Origin of the sequence: Falsiroseomonas sp. E2-1-a20 (assembly GCF_051433195.1) — a bacterium.
In the GTDB taxonomy this organism is placed as follows: domain Bacteria; phylum Pseudomonadota; class Alphaproteobacteria; order Acetobacterales; family Acetobacteraceae; genus Falsiroseomonas.
In genome coordinates this window covers 1-16,585 of sequence record NZ_JBHMFT010000016.1, presented here as the reverse complement: position 1 = coordinate 16,585, position 16,585 = coordinate 1, and the positions used below count along the sequence as shown (strand labels likewise).

18 protein-coding genes are annotated in these 16,585 nt (G+C 69.6%); 5 read left to right on the top strand and 13 right to left on the bottom strand.

All coding sequences use genetic code 11. The features are described from left to right. The first annotated feature begins 28 nt into the window (after nucleotides 1-28). Complete coding sequence (locus ACFHPP_RS18865; protein ID WP_437164783.1) at nucleotides 29-574, top strand: outer membrane protein assembly factor BamE; 546 nt, start codon at nucleotides 29-31, stop codon at nucleotides 572-574. A 9-nt stretch (nucleotides 575-583) separates the two neighbouring features. Here ACFHPP_RS18865 and ACFHPP_RS18860 read toward each other — a convergent pair whose 3' ends face one another. From ACFHPP_RS18860 to rpiB, 10 genes are all read right to left on the bottom strand, one after another. Further along, the gene (locus ACFHPP_RS18860; protein WP_437164782.1) at nucleotides 584-1,765 is read right to left on the bottom strand and encodes an MFS transporter; all 1,182 of its coding nucleotides are present in this window, start codon (nucleotides 1,763-1,765) and stop codon (nucleotides 584-586) included. Continuing rightward, nucleotides 1,765-2,724, bottom strand: coding sequence for a thiamine-phosphate kinase (gene thiL / locus ACFHPP_RS18855; protein ID WP_437164781.1), 960 nt, complete (start codon nucleotides 2,722-2,724; stop codon nucleotides 1,765-1,767). The genes ACFHPP_RS18860 and thiL overlap by 1 nt, the downstream gene beginning before the upstream one ends. Before the next feature lie 138 nt (nucleotides 2,725-2,862). Then, on the bottom strand, nucleotides 2,863-3,372 hold the full coding sequence (nusB, locus tag ACFHPP_RS18850) for a transcription antitermination factor NusB (protein WP_437164891.1): 510 nt from the start codon (nucleotides 3,370-3,372) through the stop codon (nucleotides 2,863-2,865). Then, complete coding sequence (gene ribH / locus ACFHPP_RS18845; RefSeq protein WP_437164780.1) at nucleotides 3,369-3,848, bottom strand: 6,7-dimethyl-8-ribityllumazine synthase; 480 nt, start codon at nucleotides 3,846-3,848, stop codon at nucleotides 3,369-3,371. Before ribH ends, nusB begins: the two co-directional genes overlap by 4 nt. Beyond that, nucleotides 3,845-4,969, bottom strand: coding sequence for a 3,4-dihydroxy-2-butanone-4-phosphate synthase (ribB, locus tag ACFHPP_RS18840; RefSeq protein ID WP_437164779.1), 1,125 nt, complete (start codon nucleotides 4,967-4,969; stop codon nucleotides 3,845-3,847). Before ribB ends, ribH begins: the two co-directional genes overlap by 4 nt. After that, complete coding sequence (locus ACFHPP_RS18835; protein ID WP_437164778.1) at nucleotides 4,966-5,568, bottom strand: riboflavin synthase; 603 nt, start codon at nucleotides 5,566-5,568, stop codon at nucleotides 4,966-4,968. Before ACFHPP_RS18835 ends, ribB begins: the two co-directional genes overlap by 4 nt. After that, on the bottom strand, nucleotides 5,569-6,669 hold the full coding sequence (ribD, locus tag ACFHPP_RS18830) for a bifunctional diaminohydroxyphosphoribosylaminopyrimidine deaminase/5-amino-6-(5-phosphoribosylamino)uracil reductase RibD (RefSeq protein ID WP_437164777.1): 1,101 nt from the start codon (nucleotides 6,667-6,669) through the stop codon (nucleotides 5,569-5,571). Beyond that, on the bottom strand, nucleotides 6,669-7,121 hold the full coding sequence (gene nrdR / locus ACFHPP_RS18825; RefSeq protein WP_430667267.1) for a transcriptional regulator NrdR: 453 nt from the start codon (nucleotides 7,119-7,121) through the stop codon (nucleotides 6,669-6,671). Before nrdR ends, ribD begins: the two co-directional genes overlap by 1 nt. Before the next feature lie 198 nt (nucleotides 7,122-7,319). Beyond that, nucleotides 7,320-8,621, bottom strand: coding sequence for a serine hydroxymethyltransferase (gene glyA / locus ACFHPP_RS18820; RefSeq protein ID WP_437164776.1), 1,302 nt, complete (start codon nucleotides 8,619-8,621; stop codon nucleotides 7,320-7,322). Continuing rightward, nucleotides 8,618-9,079 carry a ribose 5-phosphate isomerase B gene (rpiB, locus tag ACFHPP_RS18815; RefSeq protein WP_437164775.1) on the bottom strand — a complete coding sequence of 154 codons (462 nt, stop codon included), beginning with the start codon at nucleotides 9,077-9,079 and terminating at the stop codon, nucleotides 8,618-8,620. Before rpiB ends, glyA begins: the two co-directional genes overlap by 4 nt. 231 nt (nucleotides 9,080-9,310) lie before the next feature. On the opposite strand from rpiB, the gene ACFHPP_RS18810 reads away from it, so the two are divergent. The 3 genes from ACFHPP_RS18810 to ACFHPP_RS18800 all read left to right on the top strand — a co-directional run bounded on the left by ACFHPP_RS18810 (nucleotide 9,311) and on the right by ACFHPP_RS18800 (nucleotide 12,559). After that, a complete protein-coding gene (locus ACFHPP_RS18810; RefSeq protein WP_437164774.1) occupies nucleotides 9,311-10,603 on the top strand; it encodes an O-acetylhomoserine aminocarboxypropyltransferase/cysteine synthase family protein in 1,293 nt (430 codons plus the stop codon). Next, nucleotides 10,600-11,604: a porphobilinogen synthase gene (hemB, locus tag ACFHPP_RS18805; protein ID WP_437164773.1), complete on the top strand. Its 1,005-nt coding sequence runs from the start codon at nucleotides 10,600-10,602 to the stop codon at nucleotides 11,602-11,604. The genes ACFHPP_RS18810 and hemB overlap by 4 nt, the downstream gene beginning before the upstream one ends. 394 nt (nucleotides 11,605-11,998) lie before the next feature. After that, complete coding sequence (locus ACFHPP_RS18800; protein WP_437164772.1) at nucleotides 11,999-12,559, top strand: hypothetical protein; 561 nt, start codon at nucleotides 11,999-12,001, stop codon at nucleotides 12,557-12,559. A 28-nt stretch (nucleotides 12,560-12,587) separates the two neighbouring features. On the opposite strand, the gene ACFHPP_RS18795 is transcribed toward ACFHPP_RS18800, so the two are convergent. Both ACFHPP_RS18795 and ACFHPP_RS18790 read right to left on the bottom strand, forming a co-directional pair. Then, a complete protein-coding gene (locus tag ACFHPP_RS18795) occupies nucleotides 12,588-13,421 on the bottom strand; it encodes an alpha/beta fold hydrolase (RefSeq protein WP_437164771.1) in 834 nt (277 codons plus the stop codon). Beyond that, complete coding sequence (locus tag ACFHPP_RS18790) at nucleotides 13,422-14,630, bottom strand: CaiB/BaiF CoA transferase family protein (RefSeq protein ID WP_437164770.1); 1,209 nt, start codon at nucleotides 14,628-14,630, stop codon at nucleotides 13,422-13,424. Nucleotides 14,631-14,763: 133 nt separating this feature from the next. Between ACFHPP_RS18790 and ACFHPP_RS18785 the strand changes: the two genes are divergently transcribed. After that, the gene (locus ACFHPP_RS18785) at nucleotides 14,764-16,275 is read left to right on the top strand and encodes an aldehyde dehydrogenase family protein (RefSeq protein WP_437164769.1); all 1,512 of its coding nucleotides are present in this window, start codon (nucleotides 14,764-14,766) and stop codon (nucleotides 16,273-16,275) included. Nucleotides 16,276-16,324: 49 nt separating this feature from the next. Here ACFHPP_RS18785 and ACFHPP_RS18780 read toward each other — a convergent pair. Continuing rightward, a partial coding sequence (locus ACFHPP_RS18780) for a PEP-CTERM sorting domain-containing protein (RefSeq protein WP_437164768.1) occupies nucleotides 16,325-16,585 on the bottom strand: 261 nt, incomplete at its 5' end.

Genomic DNA, 16,585 nt, shown 5'->3' with positions numbered 1-16,585 from the left:
GTGGCATTGCCGGCACATGGAGCGCCCGATGCACACGGTCAATATTGCGCGGTTGAGGTCGGGGCTGCGGCCCGGTTTGGCCCTGACCGCGATGCTGGCCCTCGCGGGCTGCGGCAACCTGTCCGGCATCCCCGGCGTCGGCCTGTTCGAGAGCCCCCGCCAGCTCCGCGGCCACGCGGTGGAGGAGGAGGCGCTGGCGCAGATCACCACCGGCGTCACCTCCCGCGCCGATGTCGAGGCGCTGATCGGCTCGCCCTCCCACACCGGCACCTTCGACAACAGCACCTGGTACTACATGAGCGCCGTCACCCGGCAGCGCCCGGCCCGGACCCTGTCGGTGGAGGACCAGCGCGTCGTCGCCATCGTGTTCAATGACGCCGGCATCGTGCAGGAAATCCGCCGCATCGGGATGGAGGAAGGCCGCGACGTCGCCGTGGTCAGCCGCATCACGCCCTCGCCGGGCAATGACCGCACCATCCTGCAGCAGCTGTTCGGCAACCTCGGCCGCCTGGCGCCCGGCGTCGGCGGCCAGACCGGCGGCACCGGCCAGACCATCGGCGCGCCGAGCCGCTAGGCTTCAAGCCTAAGCCGGCTTCGCGACCGCCGGCCGCATCCACAGCGTCAGTCCCAGCGCCAGCACCAGCGCCGGCAGTACCAGCAGGTTCAGGACCACCCAGCCCGCCTGGGCGTGCACCGCGCCGGAGGCCAGCGCCGTGCAGGCGACGGTGCCGAAGACGATGAAGTCGTTCGCCGTCTGCGCCCGCACCCGCTCCTCCGTGCTGTGGGCCTCGCCCAGCAGGGTCGTGGCGCCGACGAACATGAAGTTCCAGCCGAGACCCAGGAGGACCAGCGCCACGACGAAGTGGCCGAAGGTCTCGCCATGGATGGCGACGCCGGTGCACAGCACGTTCAGCCCGACTCCGGCCGCGATGATCCGCCGCGCGCCCCAGCGGGCGATCAGCCGGCCGGTGAAGAAGCCCGGCCCGAACATCGCCACCGCATGCGCCTGGATCACGGTGGCGCTGGCGCCGACGCCGAAGCCGCAGGCCATCATCTCCAGCGGGGTCGAGGTCATCAGCAGGTTCATGGTGCCGTAGGCCATGGCGGCGGTGCCGGCGGCGGCCAGGAAGGCCGGGCGGCGGATGATCTCGAACACCGGGGTCGCCACCTTCGGCCGCGGCGGCGCCGGCGGCAGGCGCACCATGGTCAGCAGCACGGCGCAAATGATCGGCAGCAGCGCCAGCAGCAGGTAGGTGCCGAGGAACAGGAAGGGCGCGAACATGTCCTTGCTGTGCTTCACCAGCTCCGGCCCGAAGATCGCCGCCAGCACGCCGCCCGCCATGACCAGGGAGATGGCGCGTGGGCGATAGGCCGGGGAGGCGACCTCGGCGGCGGCGAAGCGGTAGTGCTGGGCGATGCCGAAGCCGATTCCCGCCGGGATCGCGCCGGCCGAATAGACCCAGAAATCGCCCATCCAGATGCCGAGCGCGAAGGTCAGCGCGCCGATGAAGGACCCCGCGGCGCCGACGAAGAACCCGACCCGCCGCCCGAGCCGGGCGAAGATGATGCCGGCCGGGATGGAGGCCGCCATGGTCGCCACCATCTGCAAGGCCAGCGGCAGCGTCGCCAGGGATTTGTCGCTGGCCAGGCTGTAGCCGACCAGCGCGCCCATCGCGACCTGCCCGACGACCGAGGCGTTCATCAGCGCCTGGCAGAAGAACAGCAGCCGGACATCGCGCTTCATCGCGCGCTCTGCACTCTGCATCAGAAATGGCTCCAGCCGCTGCCCGATAACTGAACCGATTCGCCCGCGGCATCCAGCACCCGGACACCCTCCCCCGCCACGAAGCGGCCGATCCGCGTCACCTGCACGCCGGCGGCAAGGCCGGCAGCCCGGATGCGGTCGGCGTCGGCGGGATCGGCGGCGAAGGCCAGTTCATAGTCGTCGCCCCCGGTCAGGATGCGCGACCGCAGCGCCGGATCGGCCGCCAGCGCGGCGCCGGCCGGGGCCGAGAGCGGCACGTCTTCTGCCCGAATCTCCACGCCACAGCCGGCCGCCCGCGCCAGATGCCCGAAATCCTGCACCAGCCCGTCCGAGACATCCATCGCCGCCCGTGCCAGCCCGACCAGCGCCTGCCCCAGGCCCAGGCGCGGCCGCGGCAGCCGGTAGCGGTCTGCCAATTCGGCATCGGCCGGCAGCCGCCCGGTCAGCGCCAGCAGCCCCAGCGCGCCGTCGCCGATGCTGCCGGAGACCCAGGCGTCATCCCCCACCCGCGCACCCACGCGCCGCAGCGCGGTACCTGGCGCGACATGGCCGAGGATGGTCAGTGAGAAGCTCGCCGGCCCATCGGTCGCCACCGTATCCCCGCCGAGCAGCGCCACGCCGAACTCCGCCTGGTCGGCCGCCAGCCCGGCCGCGAAACACGCGACCCAGTCCTGCGCGACGCCGCGCGGGAAGGCCGTGGTGACCAGGTAGGCCAGCGGCACCGCCCCCATGGCCGCGAGGTCGGACAGGTTCACCCGCAGCAGCTTGCGGGCGATGGAATCCGGCGGGTCGTCGGGCAGGAAATGCACCCCCGCCACCATCGCATCCGCCGCCAGCACCAGCGTCCGGCCCGGCGGCGGGTCGAGCAGCGCGGCATCGTCGCCGAGCCCAAGCGCCCCCTCACCCGCCAGCGGCGCGAAATGGCGCGCGATCAGCCCGAACTCGGCGGGCAGCGACATGCGCTAGCAGTCCGCGGCAAAAGCCCTCTCCACCCGCAGGGGGGAGAGGGTTGGGTGAGGGGGGCTGTACAGGAATAAAAGGCGGTTCACGGTTCGATACGTCCCCCTCACCCACCGTTCGATGCCTGCCTCGAACCGCTATCCGCGCGGTGCCGCGGTGAACTCATCCGCGCGCAGCGAACGCGCCAGCGCATCCAGCACGCCATTGGCGAAGCGCGGCTCGTCGCCGACGAAGAAGCCGTTGGCGATGTCCAGGTACTCGTTGATGACGACCCGGGCCGGCGGATCGTTCGGCGTCGCCAGCTCGCCGGCCGCCGCCCGCAGCAGGGCGCGCAGCACCGGGTCCAGCTTTTCCAGCGGCCAGTCCTTGGCGAGCGCGCGGCCGATGGTCTCGTCCAGGCTCTCGATCTTCGCCGCGGTGTTGCGGACGATGCGGGCGAACAGCTTGGCGTCGGCGTCCGGAATGCGCCCCTCGCCGAAGCCCTCATCCGCCGCATTGGGGCCGAGGCGATGGCGGACGAATTCGGCGATGACCGATTCCGGGCTCTCGCCGGCCTGCTCGCTTTGAAAAAGAGCCTGCACCGCGGCGACTCGTGCGCCCGTGCGCGGTCGGCCCGCCTGCGCCTTGCCCGATTCCCGCCCGCTCACAGCGCCCACCTTCGTTTCAGCGCGATCTGGCCAAGCGCCGCATGCGCCGCCTCCGCACCCTTGTTGTGGCTGTCGTCGCGCGACCGCGCCATGGCCTGGTCCAGGTTTTCCACCGTCAGCAGCCCGAAGCCCAGCGGCACGCCGGTCTCGGCCGAGATCGCCATGACGCCCTGGCAGACCGCGTCGCAGATGAAGTCGTAATGGTCAGTCTCGCCCTTCACCACGCAGCCGAGCAGCAGGTAGCCGTCCCACCGCCCCGGCGCGGCGAGCGCCATGCGCAGCGCCGCGGCCAGTTCGAAGGCCCCGGCGACCTCCACCACCTCCATGGCGCCGCCAACCTGGTGCACCACCCGCTGTGCGCCGGCCAGCATGCCGCCGACGACCTCGGCATAGTACGGCGCCTGGATGACCAGCAGCCGGGGTGGCGACCCGGCCAGGGCCTGGGCCTGGCGTTGCGGTGCGTCCTTGGTGCTCACGTCGGGTCCTTCGGTATCGGCCGCGTCTCGACCACGCTGAGGCCGTAGCCTTCCAGCCCGACCAGCGGCCGGGGGTTGTCGGACAGGCGGATGATGTCGCGCAAGCCCAGATCGGCCAGGATCTGCGCTCCGATGCCGTAGTCGCGGATTTCCGGCGTGTTCGCGCGGCGGTCCCGCCCCAGCCGCAACTGCTGCGAAAGCCCGTCCGGCCGCCAGTCGCGGATCAGCACCACCGCGCCACGCCCGGCGGCGGAGATGCTGCGCATCGCCGCGTGCAGATCCTCCTCCGCCTGCCCCGCCACCAGGTCCCGCAGCAGGGAGGTCGCGTGCATCCGCACCAGCACCGGCGCCGGCGTCGAGAGGTCGCCCTTCACCAGCGCCAGGTGTTCGCCCTGGTCCAGCGTCGAGGCATAGACAATGACGCGCCAGGTGCCGCCGATGCCCTCGATGCTGCCTTCCTCCACCCGCCGCACCAGGCGTTCCGTGCGGCGCCTGTGGCCGATCAGGTCCGCGATGGTGCCGAGCTTCAGGCCATGATGCTGCGCGAAGGCGACGAGGTCCGGCATCCGGGCCATGGAGCCGTCGTCGTTCATGATCTCGCAGATCACGCCGGAGGGGTTCAGCCCGGCGAGGCGCGCGAAATCCACCGCCGCCTCGGTATGCCCGGCGCGGACCAGCGTGCCACCCTCCCGCGCCACCAGCGGGAAGACGTGGCCCGGCGTGACGATATGCTCCCGCCCCAGTTCCGGGTTGATTGCCACCGCGATGGTGCGCGCCCGATCGGCGGCGGAGATGCCGGTGGTGACGCCGTCCCGCGCCTCGATGGACACGGTGAAGGCGGTGGCGTGGCGCGTGCCGTTGGACTGCGCCATCAGCGGCAGGCCGAGTTGCTCCACGCGGTGCCGCGCCAGCGCCAGGCAGATCAGCCCGCGGGCGTGCTTGGCCATGAAGTTGACCGCATCCGGCGTCGCGAACTGCGCCGGGATCACCAGGTCGCCCTCGTTCTCCCGGTCCTCGTCATCCACCAGGATGAACATGCGGCCGCGGCGGGCTTCCTCGAGCAGTTCCTCGGTCGGGCTGAGGAATTCGTGGAAGCTAGTGCGCACAGGCTGGACGTTCATGCCCGGAACTCCATCAGTCGCGCGACGTAGCGGGAAAACATGTCGATCTCGATGTTCACGGCATCGCCGGCGCGCAAGGTGCCGAAGCCCGTCACCTCCGCCGTGTGCGGGATGATGTTCACGCCGAAGCTGTCCGCCGTGACCTCGTTCACCGTCAGCGAACAGCCATCCACGGCGACGCTGCCCTTGCGGGCCACGAAGGGCGCCAGGCTGGCCGGCAGGCCGAAGGTCCAGCGGGTGGAGCCGTTCTCCGGGGTTGCCGCCAGCACGCTGCCGACTCCGTCGACATGACCGGAGACGATGTGCCCGCCCATCTCGTCGCCCAGCTTCAGGGAGCGTTCCAGGTTGACCCGGCGCCCGACCTGCCAGACGCCGAGCGTGGTCTTGGCCAGTGTCTCGGCGCTCGCCTCCACCTCGAACTGGTCGCCGTCATAGGCCACCGCCGTCAGGCAGCAGCCCGAACAGCAGATGGAGGCGCCAAGCGCCGCACCCTCCAGCCAGCCGGCCGGGGCCGCGATGCGCAGCCGCATGTCGCGGCCCTCGCCGATCGGGGTGATCGCGACCACCTCCCCCATGCCGGTCACGATCCCGGTGAACATTCAGCCTGCCTCATGCTCGAATTCGGTCAGCACATCCGCCCCCAGGGGCCGGCTGGCCACGCGGCGGAACTTGGGCGCCCTGGCAAGTTCCATCAATGGCAGTTGATAGGAGGCAGGGATGCCATCACCGCCGATCACCATCGGCGCGTGGAACCAGGCGAGCCGGTCGACCAGCCCCTCCCGCAGCAGCGACGCCGCGATGCCGGAGCCGCCTTCCGCCAGCACGCGGGTGATGCCGCGGGTGGCGAGCGCGGAAAGGATGGACCGGGCCGCGAGCCCCTCCGGGCCCGGCGCGACCTCGATGATCTCGACCCCGGCGTCCCGCAGCGGCGCCAGGGCGGCTTCGGGATGGCCCGGGGTGGTGGCGACCAGGGTCGGGATCTCCCGCGCCGTTCGCACCAGGCGTGATCCCACCGGGATGCGCAGCCTGGCATCGGCCACGATGCGCGGCGCCGGCACCGGCACGCCGCCGGGCAGCCGGCAGGTCAGGTCCGGGTCGTCGTCGATCACCGTGCCGCTGCCGACCAGGATGGCATCGTGCCGGGCGCGCAGGGCATGGGCGGCGCGGCGTGCCTCCGGCCCCGTGATCCAGCGGCTTTCCTTGGTGACGGTGGCGATGCGGCCATCGAGGGAGGTAGCGAGCTTCAGGGTCACCATCGGCAGGCCGAGAAGCTGCCGCTTGATGAAGCCAGCGTTGAGCGCGGCCGCTTCCGCCGCCAGCAGCCCTTCCTCCACCGACACGCCGGCGGCGCGCAGCCGTGCGAGGCCGGCGCCATCGACCCGCGGGTCCGGGTCGCGCAGCGCCACCACCACCCGCGCGACGCCGGCGGCGACCAGCGCATCCGTGCAGGGTGGCGTGCGGCCCCAATGGCAGCAGGGCTCCAGCGTGACATAGGCGGTGGCGCCACGTGCGGCGGCGCCGGCGCGCTTCAGCGCCTCCGTCTCCGCATGCGGCCGCCCGCCCGGCTGGGTCCAGCCGCGACCCACCACCTGCCCGTTGCTGACGATGACGCAGCCGACCGCCGGGTTGGGCCAGGTATTGCCCAGCCCACGCGCCGCCAGCGCCAGCGCGGCGCGCATGTGCAAAGCGTCGTCCGGCATCAGGAGCCTTCGATCTGCCCCAGGAACGCCCGGAAATCCTTGGCTTCCCGGAAGTTGCGGTAGACGCTGGCGAAGCGGACATAGGCCACCTCGTCCACGTCGCGCAGCGTTTCCATCACCACCTCGCCGATGCGGCGGGACGGCACCTCGCTGTCGGCTTCCACTTCCAGGCGGCGCTGGATGCCGTTGACGATGCGCTCGATCCGTTCCTCGTCGAAGGGCCGCTTGCGCAGCGCGACGCGGACGGAGCGTGCCAGCTTGTCCCGGTCGAAGGGCACCCGCCTGCCATCGGTCTTGATCACCAGCAGTTCGCGCAGCTGCACCCGCTCGAAGGTGGTGAAGCGGTTGCCGCAGGCGGGGCAGGACCGGCGCCTGCGGATCGAGGCGCCATCCTCCGCCGGACGGCTGTCCTTCACCTGCGTGTCGTCGTGCCCGCAGAAAGGACAGCGCATGAATTTAGGCCCTCGGCTGTGCCGGAGGCACGCCAGCAGTGCCCTCTCCCCCTCCAAGGGGGAGAGGGTTCGGTGAGGGGGTCGCGCAGGTTTCGGAGCGCGCCCAGGACTTGGCACGCCCCCCCTCACCCAACCCTCTCCCCCCGCTGGGGGTGGAGGGCTTTGCTGGCGGCAAAGGGGGGCTTGCGCGCATCGGTCTCAGCCGTAGATCGGGAAGCGGCTGCAGAGTTCGAGGACGCGCGCCTTCACGGCCTGCTCCACGGCCTCGTTGGCCTCCGGCGCGTTGGACCTGGCGAGGCCGTCCAGCACTTCCCCGATCATCTGCCCCACCAGCTTGAACTCCGCCTCCCCGAAGCCGCGGCTCGTCGCGGCCGGGCTGCCGAGGCGGACGCCGGAGGTCACCATCGGCTTCTCCGGGTCGAAGGGGATGCCGTTCTTGTTGCAGGTCAGGTGGGCGCGGTTCAGCGCGCCCTCGGCGGCCTTGCCGGTCAGCTTCTTCGGGCGGAGGTCGACCAGCACCAGGTGGTTGTCGGTGCCGTCGGCGACCAGGTCGAGCCCCTGCCCCTTCAGCTCCGCCGCCAGCGCCTTGGCGTTCAGCACCACCTGCTTCGCATAGGCGCGGAATTCCGGGCGCAGCGCCTCTCCGAACGCCACCGCCTTGGCGGCGATGACATGCATCAGCGGGCCGCCCTGCAGGCCTGGGAAGACCGCGCTGTTGAACTTCTTGGCCAGCGCCTCGTCGTTCGTCAGGATCATGCCGCCGCGCGGGCCGCGCAGGGTCTTGTGGGTGGTGGTGGTCACGACATGCGCGTGCGGGAACGGCGAAGGGTGCGCGCCGCCGGCGACCAGGCCTGCGAAATGCGCCATGTCCACCATGAACACCGCGCCGACCTCGTCCGCGATCTCCCGGAAGCGGGCGAAGTCCCAGGTCCGGGCATAGGCGGAGCCGCCGCCGATGATGATCTTGGGCTTGGTCTCCCGCGCAATTCGAGAAACCTCATCCATGTCGATGATCTGGTCCTCGCGCCGCACCGTGTAGGGCGCGACCTTGAACCACTTGCCGGACTGGTTGGCCGGCGCGCCATGCGTCAGGTGGCCGCCGGCGGCCAGGTCCAGGCCCATGAAGGTGTCGCCCGGCTGCATCAGGGCGAAGAACACCGCCTGGTTGGCCTGCGCGCCGGAATGCGGCTGGACGTTGGCGAAGCCGCAGTCGAACAGCTTCTTGGCGCGCTCGATCGCCAGCGTCTCCGCGATGTCCACCACCTCGCAGCCGCCATAGTAGCGGCGGCCGGGATAGCCCTCGGCGTATTTGTTGGTCAGCACGCTGCCCTGCACCTCCAGCACCGCCTTGGAGACGATGTTCTCCGAGGCGATCAGCTCGATGCCGTCCTGCTGGCGGATCAGCTCGTCGCGCAGCGTCGCGGCGATGTCCGGGTCGGTCTCGGCCACCGGGGCCTGGAAGAAGCGGGCGGGGGTCACCGCCGGGGTTGTCTCGTTCATGGCGAGGGGCTCCATGCGGGGCTGAGCTTGAGGACCCGGCGGTCATGCCGGCCGCCCTCATATGGCGTGGCGAGGAAGGTGCGCAGGGCGTCCAGCGCCACTTCCGCACCGATCATGCGGGCGCCGAGGGCCAGGACGTTGGCGTCGTTGTGCTGCCGCGTCAGCCGCGCGCCGGTGCTGTCCTGCACCAGGGCGCAGCGGATGGCCGGGTTGCGGTTGGCGGCGATCGAGATGCCGATGCCGGTGCCGCAGACCAGCACGCCGAAGCGGGCGCGGCCCTCGGTGACGGCGGCGCAGACGGCGGCGGCGAAATCGGGATAGTCGACGCTCTCGGTGCCATGGGTGCCGAGGTCCAGCACCGGATGGCCGGCCGCCTCCAGCGCCGCGCGCAGCGTCGCCTTCAATTCGGTGCCGGCATGGTCGTTGCCGAGGGCGATGGGGATATCGGCGGGGCTCATGCCGGCGGAGTTACCACGCCGTGTGGCGGCACGAAACCTCCGCCGCCATATCTTGCGTCACGGGCAGGGTTGCTGACGCGGGGCAGCGTTTTCCGATCGCCACCGCAACGGGAGAAACATCGCCTCCGGCGCGCCCGCGGCGGAGGGGCCCAGCCTCACCCTTGCCTCCGCCCCCCGCGGCATGGAACGGATGCGCCCAAGGAATCGCCCCGGGACCAGGAGAACACGACCATGGCCGCATCGGACAAGCCGGAAACCATCGCGCTGCACGCCGGCTGGCGCGCCGATCCGACCACGGGGTCCGTGGCGGTGCCGATCCACCAGACCACGTCCTTCCAGTTCCAGGACACCGGCCACGCCCAGCGCCTGTTCGGCCTGGCCGAGATGGGCAACATCTACACCCGCATCATGAACCCCACCGTGGACGTGCTGGAGAAGCGCGTGGCGGCGCTGGAAGGTGGCGTGGCGGCGCTCGCCGTGGGCTCCGGCCAGGCGGCCACGACCTTCTGCGTGCTGAACCTGTGCGAGGCCGGGGACAACATCGTCTCCTCCACGGACCTCTACGGCGGCACCTGGAACCTGTTCGCCAACACGCTGAAATCCTTCGGCATCGAGGTCCGCTTCGTGGACCCGGCGGACCCGCAGGCCTTCGTCCGCGCCACCGATGACCGCACCCGCTGCTGGTACGCGGAGACCCTGCCCAACCCGAAGCTGCAGGTCTTCCCGATCGCGGAGGTGGCGGCGCTCGGCCGCGGGATCGGCGTGCCGCTGATCATGGACAACACCGCGGCCCCCATCCTGTGCAAGCCGCTGGCGCTGGGGGCGGCCATCGTCATGCACTCCACCACCAAGTGGATCGGCGGCCACGGCACCAGCATCGGCGGTGTCGTGGTGGATGGCGGCAACTTCGACTGGGAGGCCAATGCCGCCCGTTTCCCGACCCTGAACAAGCCGGACCCGAGCTACCATGGCGCCGTCTGGACCCAGGCGGTGAAGCCGATGGGGCCGGTTGCCTACATCATCCGCATGCGCGTCATCCTGCTGCGCGACCTCGGCGCGCCGATGGCGCCGATGAACGCCTTCCTGACGTTGCAGGGGCTGGAGACGCTGCCGCTGCGGATGGAGCGCCATTGCGCCAATGCGGTGAAGGTCGCGGAATTCCTCGCCGGGCACCCGGCCGTGGCGAAGGTGATCCACCCGAGCCAGCAGAGCGGCGAAAGCCGCAGGCGGGCCGATGCGGCGCTGAAGGGCGGATATGGTTCGCTGATGGGCTTCGAGTTGAAGGCGGGCGCCGACGCCGGCCGGAAGTTCATCGAGGCGCTTAAGATGTTCTACCACGTCGCCAATATCGGTGACGCGCGGTCGCTGGCGATCCACCCGGCCACCACCACCCACAGCCAGCTTTCGGTGGAGGAGCAGGCGGCCTCCGGCGTCACCCCCGGCTATGTCCGGCTGTCGATCGGCATCGAGCATATCGACGACATCATCGCCGATCTCGACCAGGCCCTGGCCGCCGCGGCATGAGCGGCTTCCCCGCGATACGGCCGCGCCGCAACCGCGTCGACGCCTTCACGCGCCGCCTGGTGGCTGAGAACAAGCTCACGGTCGACGACCTGATCTGGCCGATCTTCCTGATCGAGGGCAGCGGCATCGAGACCGAGGTCGCCTCCATGCCCGGCGTCAAGCGTGTGACGCTGGACCGGCTGGCGGCGCATGTCGCACCGGCCGCGCAGCTCGGCATTCCCGCCATCGCGATCTTCCCGGCGACCGATACGGCGCGGAAGGATGGCGAAGGGACCGAGGCGAAGAACCCGGAGAACCTGATGTGCAGCGCTGCCCGCCTGCTGAAGCGGGAGTTCCCGGACCTCGGCCTGGTCGGCGACGTGGCGCTGGATCCCTACACCGACCACGGCCATGACGGCGTGCTGCGCGACGGCCCCGGCGGCATGTATGTCGCCAATGACGAGACGCTGGAGGTGCTGACCGTCCAGGCGGTGATCCAGGCCGAGGCCGGCATCGATGTCATCGCGCCCTCCGACATGATGGATGGCCGCGTCGGCGCGATCCGGGCGGCGCTGGACGCCAAGGGCCTGATCCACACCCGCATCATGTCCTATGCCGCCAAATACGCCTCCGCCTTCTACGGCCCGTTCCGCGACGCGGTCGGCTCCGGCGCCTCGCTGAAGGGCGGCGACAAGAAGACCTACCAGATGGACCCGGCCAATTCGGACGAGGCGCTGCGCGAGGTGGCGCTGGACCTGGCGGAGGGGGCGGACATGGTCATGGTCAAGCCCGGCATGCCGTACCTGGATATCGTCCGCCGGGTGAAGGACCGTTTCGCGGTGCCGACCTTCGCCTACCAGGTGTCCGGCGAATACGCGATGATCATGGCCGCGGTGCGCAATGGCTGGCTCGACCATGACCGGGCGATGATGGAGAGCCTGCTCGGCTTCAAGCGCGCCGGCGCGGATGGCGTGCTGAGCTACTTTGCCGTGGAGGCCGCTCGGAAGCTGCGGGCGGGGTAGACGTGAACGACCTTGCAGCAATACGCGCACAGCGGGCGGAGGTGGAAGCGCTGGTTTCCTTCACCCATGCCCGAGACGATCAAGCCAAGGCCATTGCATGGTGGCGGCTTCATGCCGTGCGCAAAGGAAGGGTGGCAGACAGGGTGACGTTCGACGGGAAGGACCTGCGGCTTCCATCCCTTCCCTCCCCGCCAAGGTTCGCACTGAGCCGCTGGCAGTGGTGGGCTCTCCGAAATGGTTGGTTATCCTTGGATCGGGTAACGCCACCGCGAAAATTCCGACGCGAACTGCGCCCTTGAATGACGCCGCGCGTCAGACAAAAGGATATTGAAATGATATTGCAACGTCGGTAGCTTGTTGACGGCAACAACCTCGCTTCAGACGGGAGTTGGCTGTGGCATCGGGACTTCCCGCCATCGAGGCGACCCTGCGGGCCATCCAGGCGGCAATGGTCCGCCATCCCGCCTTTCTCGCTCCGCCTGGAACCAATCCTGGCGACCCAGATCACACTGACAATCAGGCGCAGATCGACAAGCTACGCAGGGATCTCAATAGCGCGCTGCAGCAGCTTAAGAGCCGATCGGATATGCTTGACCTGCGCAAGCAAATCGCGGTTCGGCAACCACGCCAGCAGCGTTGGCGTACGAATCAGTCCATTCGTGACCAGAGTTCAGCGCTCAGCAGGGTTTATGGCTTGGCAGTCGACATTCTTTCCCAGCTTGAAGCCCTCCAGCAATCCAATCTTCGTCCCTCGATACCTCAAATCATTCAACATTTTCTTCAGGAAGCGAACGACCAGAATGAGATGGTCTCAGCTTTGGTACAGCAGCATAAGGGCCACTATGACGCTCTCTGTCAGCCCACGACGACAGTTCAAAACATTCCGGTGGGCTTTCTGATCGCGATCGTCATTGCCTGGCTCGGCATCATGCGCGAGAAACTGAGCCGTCAGTAATGCGAGACCAGGTGGCAAGGCTGCCTGGTCAGGCCAAAAACGCCACGACCCGCAGCACCTGATCCGCATCCACCAGCGCCGGCGCATGCCCCGCGCCAGCGATCTCCAGCAGTTGTACCCCCGGTCGACTTGCCATCTCGGCGGCCGTCGACGCCTCCAGAACATCACTCTCGGCGCCGCGCAGCAGCAGAACCGGCCCGCGCACCCGGTCCCACAGCGCGCCGAGTTCGATCGGCCCCTGCGCGGCTTGCGCAAAGGGCAGGCCGATCGCCGGGTCATAATGCGGCGCGATGCCGCCATCCGGCAGGGCCCGCGCGCTGGTCTCCGCCATGTGCCGCCACGCCGCGTCGGTGAGTGGCCCGAAGGGCGCGTGCACCTCGCGCAGATGCGCCTCCAGCCCCGCCAGGTCGTCGAAGCGCAATTCCTGCTGCATGTAGCGTGCGATGCGGGCGACTGCGGCCTCGGGCACCCGGCTGCCGATGTCGTTCAGGACCAGCCGGCGGATCGGGTGGCCTTCGGCGGCGGCCACCATCATGCCGCAGATGCCGCCCAGCGAGGTGCCGACCCAATCGACCGGCCCCTCCAGCCTCGCCAGCAGATGCGCCAGCGCCGTGACATAGGCGGGCGGCGCATACATCCGCGCATCCGGCAGCCATTGCGATAAGCCGCGCCCCGGCAGGTCCGGGCAGAACACGCGCCGCCCGGCCCCAGCCAGCGCCTGCGCCAGCATGTCGAAATCCCGCCCATTCCGGGTCAGGCCATGCACGCAGACCACGGGCGCGCCGTCCTGCGGCCCCCATTCGGTCCAGGCCAGCTCGAAGAAGGCCGCACCCAGCAGGTAGCGCAGCCTTCCGCGTCGCATTCAGACGATGCCCTTGGTCCGCAGCGCCGCGATCTGCGCCTCGCTCATGCCGAGCAGGCCGGAGAGCACATCCTCCGAATGCTCGCCGAGCAGCGGCGGCGCGACGCGGTAATCCGTCGGCGTCGCGGACAGCCGCACCGGGTTGGCGATGACCTCCACCGTGGCGCCGGAGGAATGCGGCATCTCCACCACCACCTTCCGCGCCTGAACATGCGGGTCGGCGAACACCTTCTCCAGCGTGTTGATCGGGCCGCAACCGATCTTCGCGGCCTCCAGCGCCGTCACCCATTCATCGGTGCTGCGGGACTGCATCACCGGCGTCAGCGTCTGCGTCACGAACTCCCGGTTCGCGACGCGGGACGCGTTGGTGGCGAAGCGCTCGTCGGACAGCAGCGCCTGCTGGCCCGTCACCTCGCAGAAGCGGGCGAAGGTCGGGTCGTTGCCGACGGACAGCACGATGTGGCCGTCCCGCGTCGGGAACACCTGGTAAGGCACGATGTTCGGATGCTGGTTGCCCAGCCGCGCCGGGTTTTCCTTGGTCGCCAGGAAGTTCATGCCCTGGTTCGCCAGCCAGGCCACGCTGGTGTCCAGCATGCCGATATCCACCTGCTGCCCCTGCCCCGTGCGTTCGCGGTGGCGCAGCGCCGCCAGGATGCCGATGCAGCCATACAGGCCCGCGAACAGGTCCGCGACCGGCACGCCGACCTTCTGCGGCAGCCCGTCGGGCTCCCCGGTCAGCGACATCACGCCGCCCATCGCCTGGATCAGCGAATCGTAGCCCGGGCGCGGTGCATAGGGGCCGGTCTGGCCGAAGCCGGTGATGGAGCAGTAGATCAGCCCCGGGAATTTCTGCGAGAGCTGTTCGAAGCCGAGGCCATACTTGGCCAGCGCGCCGACCTTGAAGTTCTCGACCAGGATGTCGCAGCCATCCAGCAGCTGGTGGATGATGTCCTGGCCCTCGGGCTTGGAGATATCCAGCGTCAGCGACTTCTTGTTGCGGTTCACGCCGAGGAAGTAGGCGCTTTCCTTCGTCTCCGGCCAGACCGGCGGTGCAAAGCCGCGCGTGTCGTCGCCGGCTTCCGGCCGCTCGATCTTGATGACCTCGGCGCCGAGGTCGCCCAGCATCTGCGTGCAGGTCGGGCCGGCCAGCACCCGGGTGAGGTCGAGGACCCTGAGGCCCCGCAGCGGGCCACTCGGCGCCTTCTCCATGATAACTCCAGTCCCTTCGTTGGTGGCCGACCCGGCATTGCGGCCCGGCCCGTGCCGACGCATGTTCCGGCCGACGGCCATCATGCCCCCGCGGCCCGCGCTTATAGGGCCGCGACCACCTGGGAGGAAACCCATGCTCGACCAGCCCCACAAGACTCCGGAGGCCCCCAGCACCGACCCCTTCGCACTGGCGAAGGCGCTGTCCGGCGTGCACCTGATCGACGGCCGCTATGTGCCGGCGCGGTCCGGCAGGACCTTCGCCGTTGTGAACCCGGCGACCGGCCTCGAAGTGGGCCAGGCGGCTGAAGGCGATGCGGCGGATGTGGATGCGGCCGTGCAGTCCGCCGCGAAGGCGCAGAAGGCCTGGGCGAAGGTGCCGGCCCGCAAGCGCGGCGCCCTGGTGCATGCCTGCGCCGCCGCCATCCGCGCCCATGTCGATGAACTCGGCCTGCTGATCGCGCTGGAAACCGGCAAGGCGCTGCGCACCGAGTCGCGCGTCGAGGCGAATGTCGTGGCCGACGTTTTCGAATTCTTCGGCGGCCTCGGCGGCGAGTTGAAGGGCGAGAGCGTGCCCTTCGCCCCCAACGTGCTGTCGGTGACGGTGCGGGAGCCGCTCGGCGTGGTCGGCGCCATCATCCCGTGGAACGTGCCGATGCTGCTGATGGCGCTGAAGGTGGCGCCCGCGCTGGTGGCCGGCAACGCCGTGGTGGTGAAAAGTGCGGAGGAAGCGCCGCTGACCGTGCTGCGCATCTGCGAGATCCTGAACCGCATCCTGCCGCCCGGCGTCTTCAACATGGTCTCGGGCCAGGGCCCGGAATGCGGCGCGCCGCTGGTGGCGCATCCGCTGGTGAAGAAGGTGACCTTCACGGGCTCGGTCGAGACCGGCAAGATCGTCGCCCGCGCGGCGGCCGAGAAGCTGATTCCGGTGACGCTGGAGCTCGGCGGCAAGTCGCCGATGATCGTCTTCGCCGATTGCGAATTCGACAAGACGGTCTCCGGCGCGCTGACCTCCATGCGCTTCACCCGCCAGGGCCAGTCCTGCACCGCGGCGTCGCGGATCTATGTCGAGCGCCCGATCTTCGACCGCTTCGTTGCCGCGATGAAGGACGCCGTCGACAAGATGGTGATGGGGGACCCGCTGGATGAGAAGACCGACATCGGCACCATCATCAGCCAGGACCAGTTCGACAAGGTGCAGGGCTTCATCGAGGAAGGCACCAGGACGCCGGGCGCCACCGCGCATGTCTGCTCCGCCATGCCCACCGACCCGGCGCTGAAGAAGGGGCTGTTCATCCGCCCGGTCATCTTCACCGGCCTCGATGCGAAAAGCCGCCTGGTGCGGGAGGAGATCTTCGGACCGGTCACCGTCATCCAGCCCTTCGACGACCCGGAGGCGGTGCTGGCGGAGGCGAATGACAGCGAATACGGCCTGGCCGCCTCGCTCTGGACCAACAACCTGAAGGTCGGCCTGGACCTGGCGCATCGGCTGGAGGCAGGCCTGGTGCAGATCAACCAGAACCTGGTGGTGCAGGCGAACCTCAGCTACGGCGGCGTGAAGTCCAGCGGGCTCGGCAAGGAAGCCTCGCTGGAATCGATGCTGGAGCACTTCACCCACAAGAAGACGATCATGGTGAACATGGCCTGAGGCCACCGGGGCGGCGCGGGCTTTTCGCCGCGCCGCCCCTCGTCAGGCCTCAGTTACGCTGACGGCGGCGGACCAGGCCGAGGCCGAACAGGCCCGCACCCAGGATCGCGAGCGAAGTAGGCTCCGGCACCGAAACCGGCTCGCCGGGGCTGATCGTGGCGCCCGCGGTCGAGCGCAGCGAGATGGTGTAAAGCTCACCGACAAGCAGCGGCGTGGAGGTGAAGGTGTCGGTGAACGACACCGGCCCGATGGTGCCCGTCGGCGGAATGCCGCCGGCCGAACCCGCCTGCCGGTTGATGTTGGCCGGCGA

Bases quoted from the DNA above. Each gene is read 5' to 3' on its own strand.
- ACFHPP_RS18865 (WP_437164783.1), top strand. From the start codon at position 29: ATGCACACGGTCAATATTGCGCGGTTGAGGTCGGGGCTGCGGCCCGGT.
- ACFHPP_RS18860 (WP_437164782.1), bottom strand. From the start codon at position 1,765: ATGCAGAGTGCAGAGCGCGCGATGAAGCGCGATGTCCGGCTGCTGTTC.
- thiL (WP_437164781.1), bottom strand. From the start codon at position 2,724: ATGTCGCTGCCCGCCGAGTTCGGGCTGATCGCGCGCCATTTCGCGCCG.
- ribB (WP_437164779.1), bottom strand. From the start codon at position 4,969: ATGAACGTCCAGCCTGTGCGCACTAGCTTCCACGAATTCCTCAGCCCG.
- ACFHPP_RS18835 (WP_437164778.1), bottom strand. From the start codon at position 5,568: ATGTTCACCGGGATCGTGACCGGCATGGGGGAGGTGGTCGCGATCACC.
- ribD (WP_437164777.1), bottom strand. From the start codon at position 6,669: ATGCCGGACGACGCTTTGCACATGCGCGCCGCGCTGGCGCTGGCGGCG.
- nrdR (WP_430667267.1), bottom strand. From the start codon at position 7,121: ATGCGCTGTCCTTTCTGCGGGCACGACGACACGCAGGTGAAGGACAGC.
- glyA (WP_437164776.1), bottom strand. From the start codon at position 8,621: ATGAACGAGACAACCCCGGCGGTGACCCCCGCCCGCTTCTTCCAGGCC.
- rpiB (WP_437164775.1), bottom strand. From the start codon at position 9,079: ATGAGCCCCGCCGATATCCCCATCGCCCTCGGCAACGACCATGCCGGC.
- ACFHPP_RS18810 (WP_437164774.1), top strand. From the start codon at position 9,311: ATGGCCGCATCGGACAAGCCGGAAACCATCGCGCTGCACGCCGGCTGG.
- hemB (WP_437164773.1), top strand. From the start codon at position 10,600: ATGAGCGGCTTCCCCGCGATACGGCCGCGCCGCAACCGCGTCGACGCC.
- ACFHPP_RS18795 (WP_437164771.1), bottom strand. From the start codon at position 13,421: ATGCGACGCGGAAGGCTGCGCTACCTGCTGGGTGCGGCCTTCTTCGAG.
- ACFHPP_RS18790 (WP_437164770.1), bottom strand. From the start codon at position 14,630: ATGGAGAAGGCGCCGAGTGGCCCGCTGCGGGGCCTCAGGGTCCTCGAC.
- ACFHPP_RS18785 (WP_437164769.1), top strand. From the start codon at position 14,764: ATGCTCGACCAGCCCCACAAGACTCCGGAGGCCCCCAGCACCGACCCC.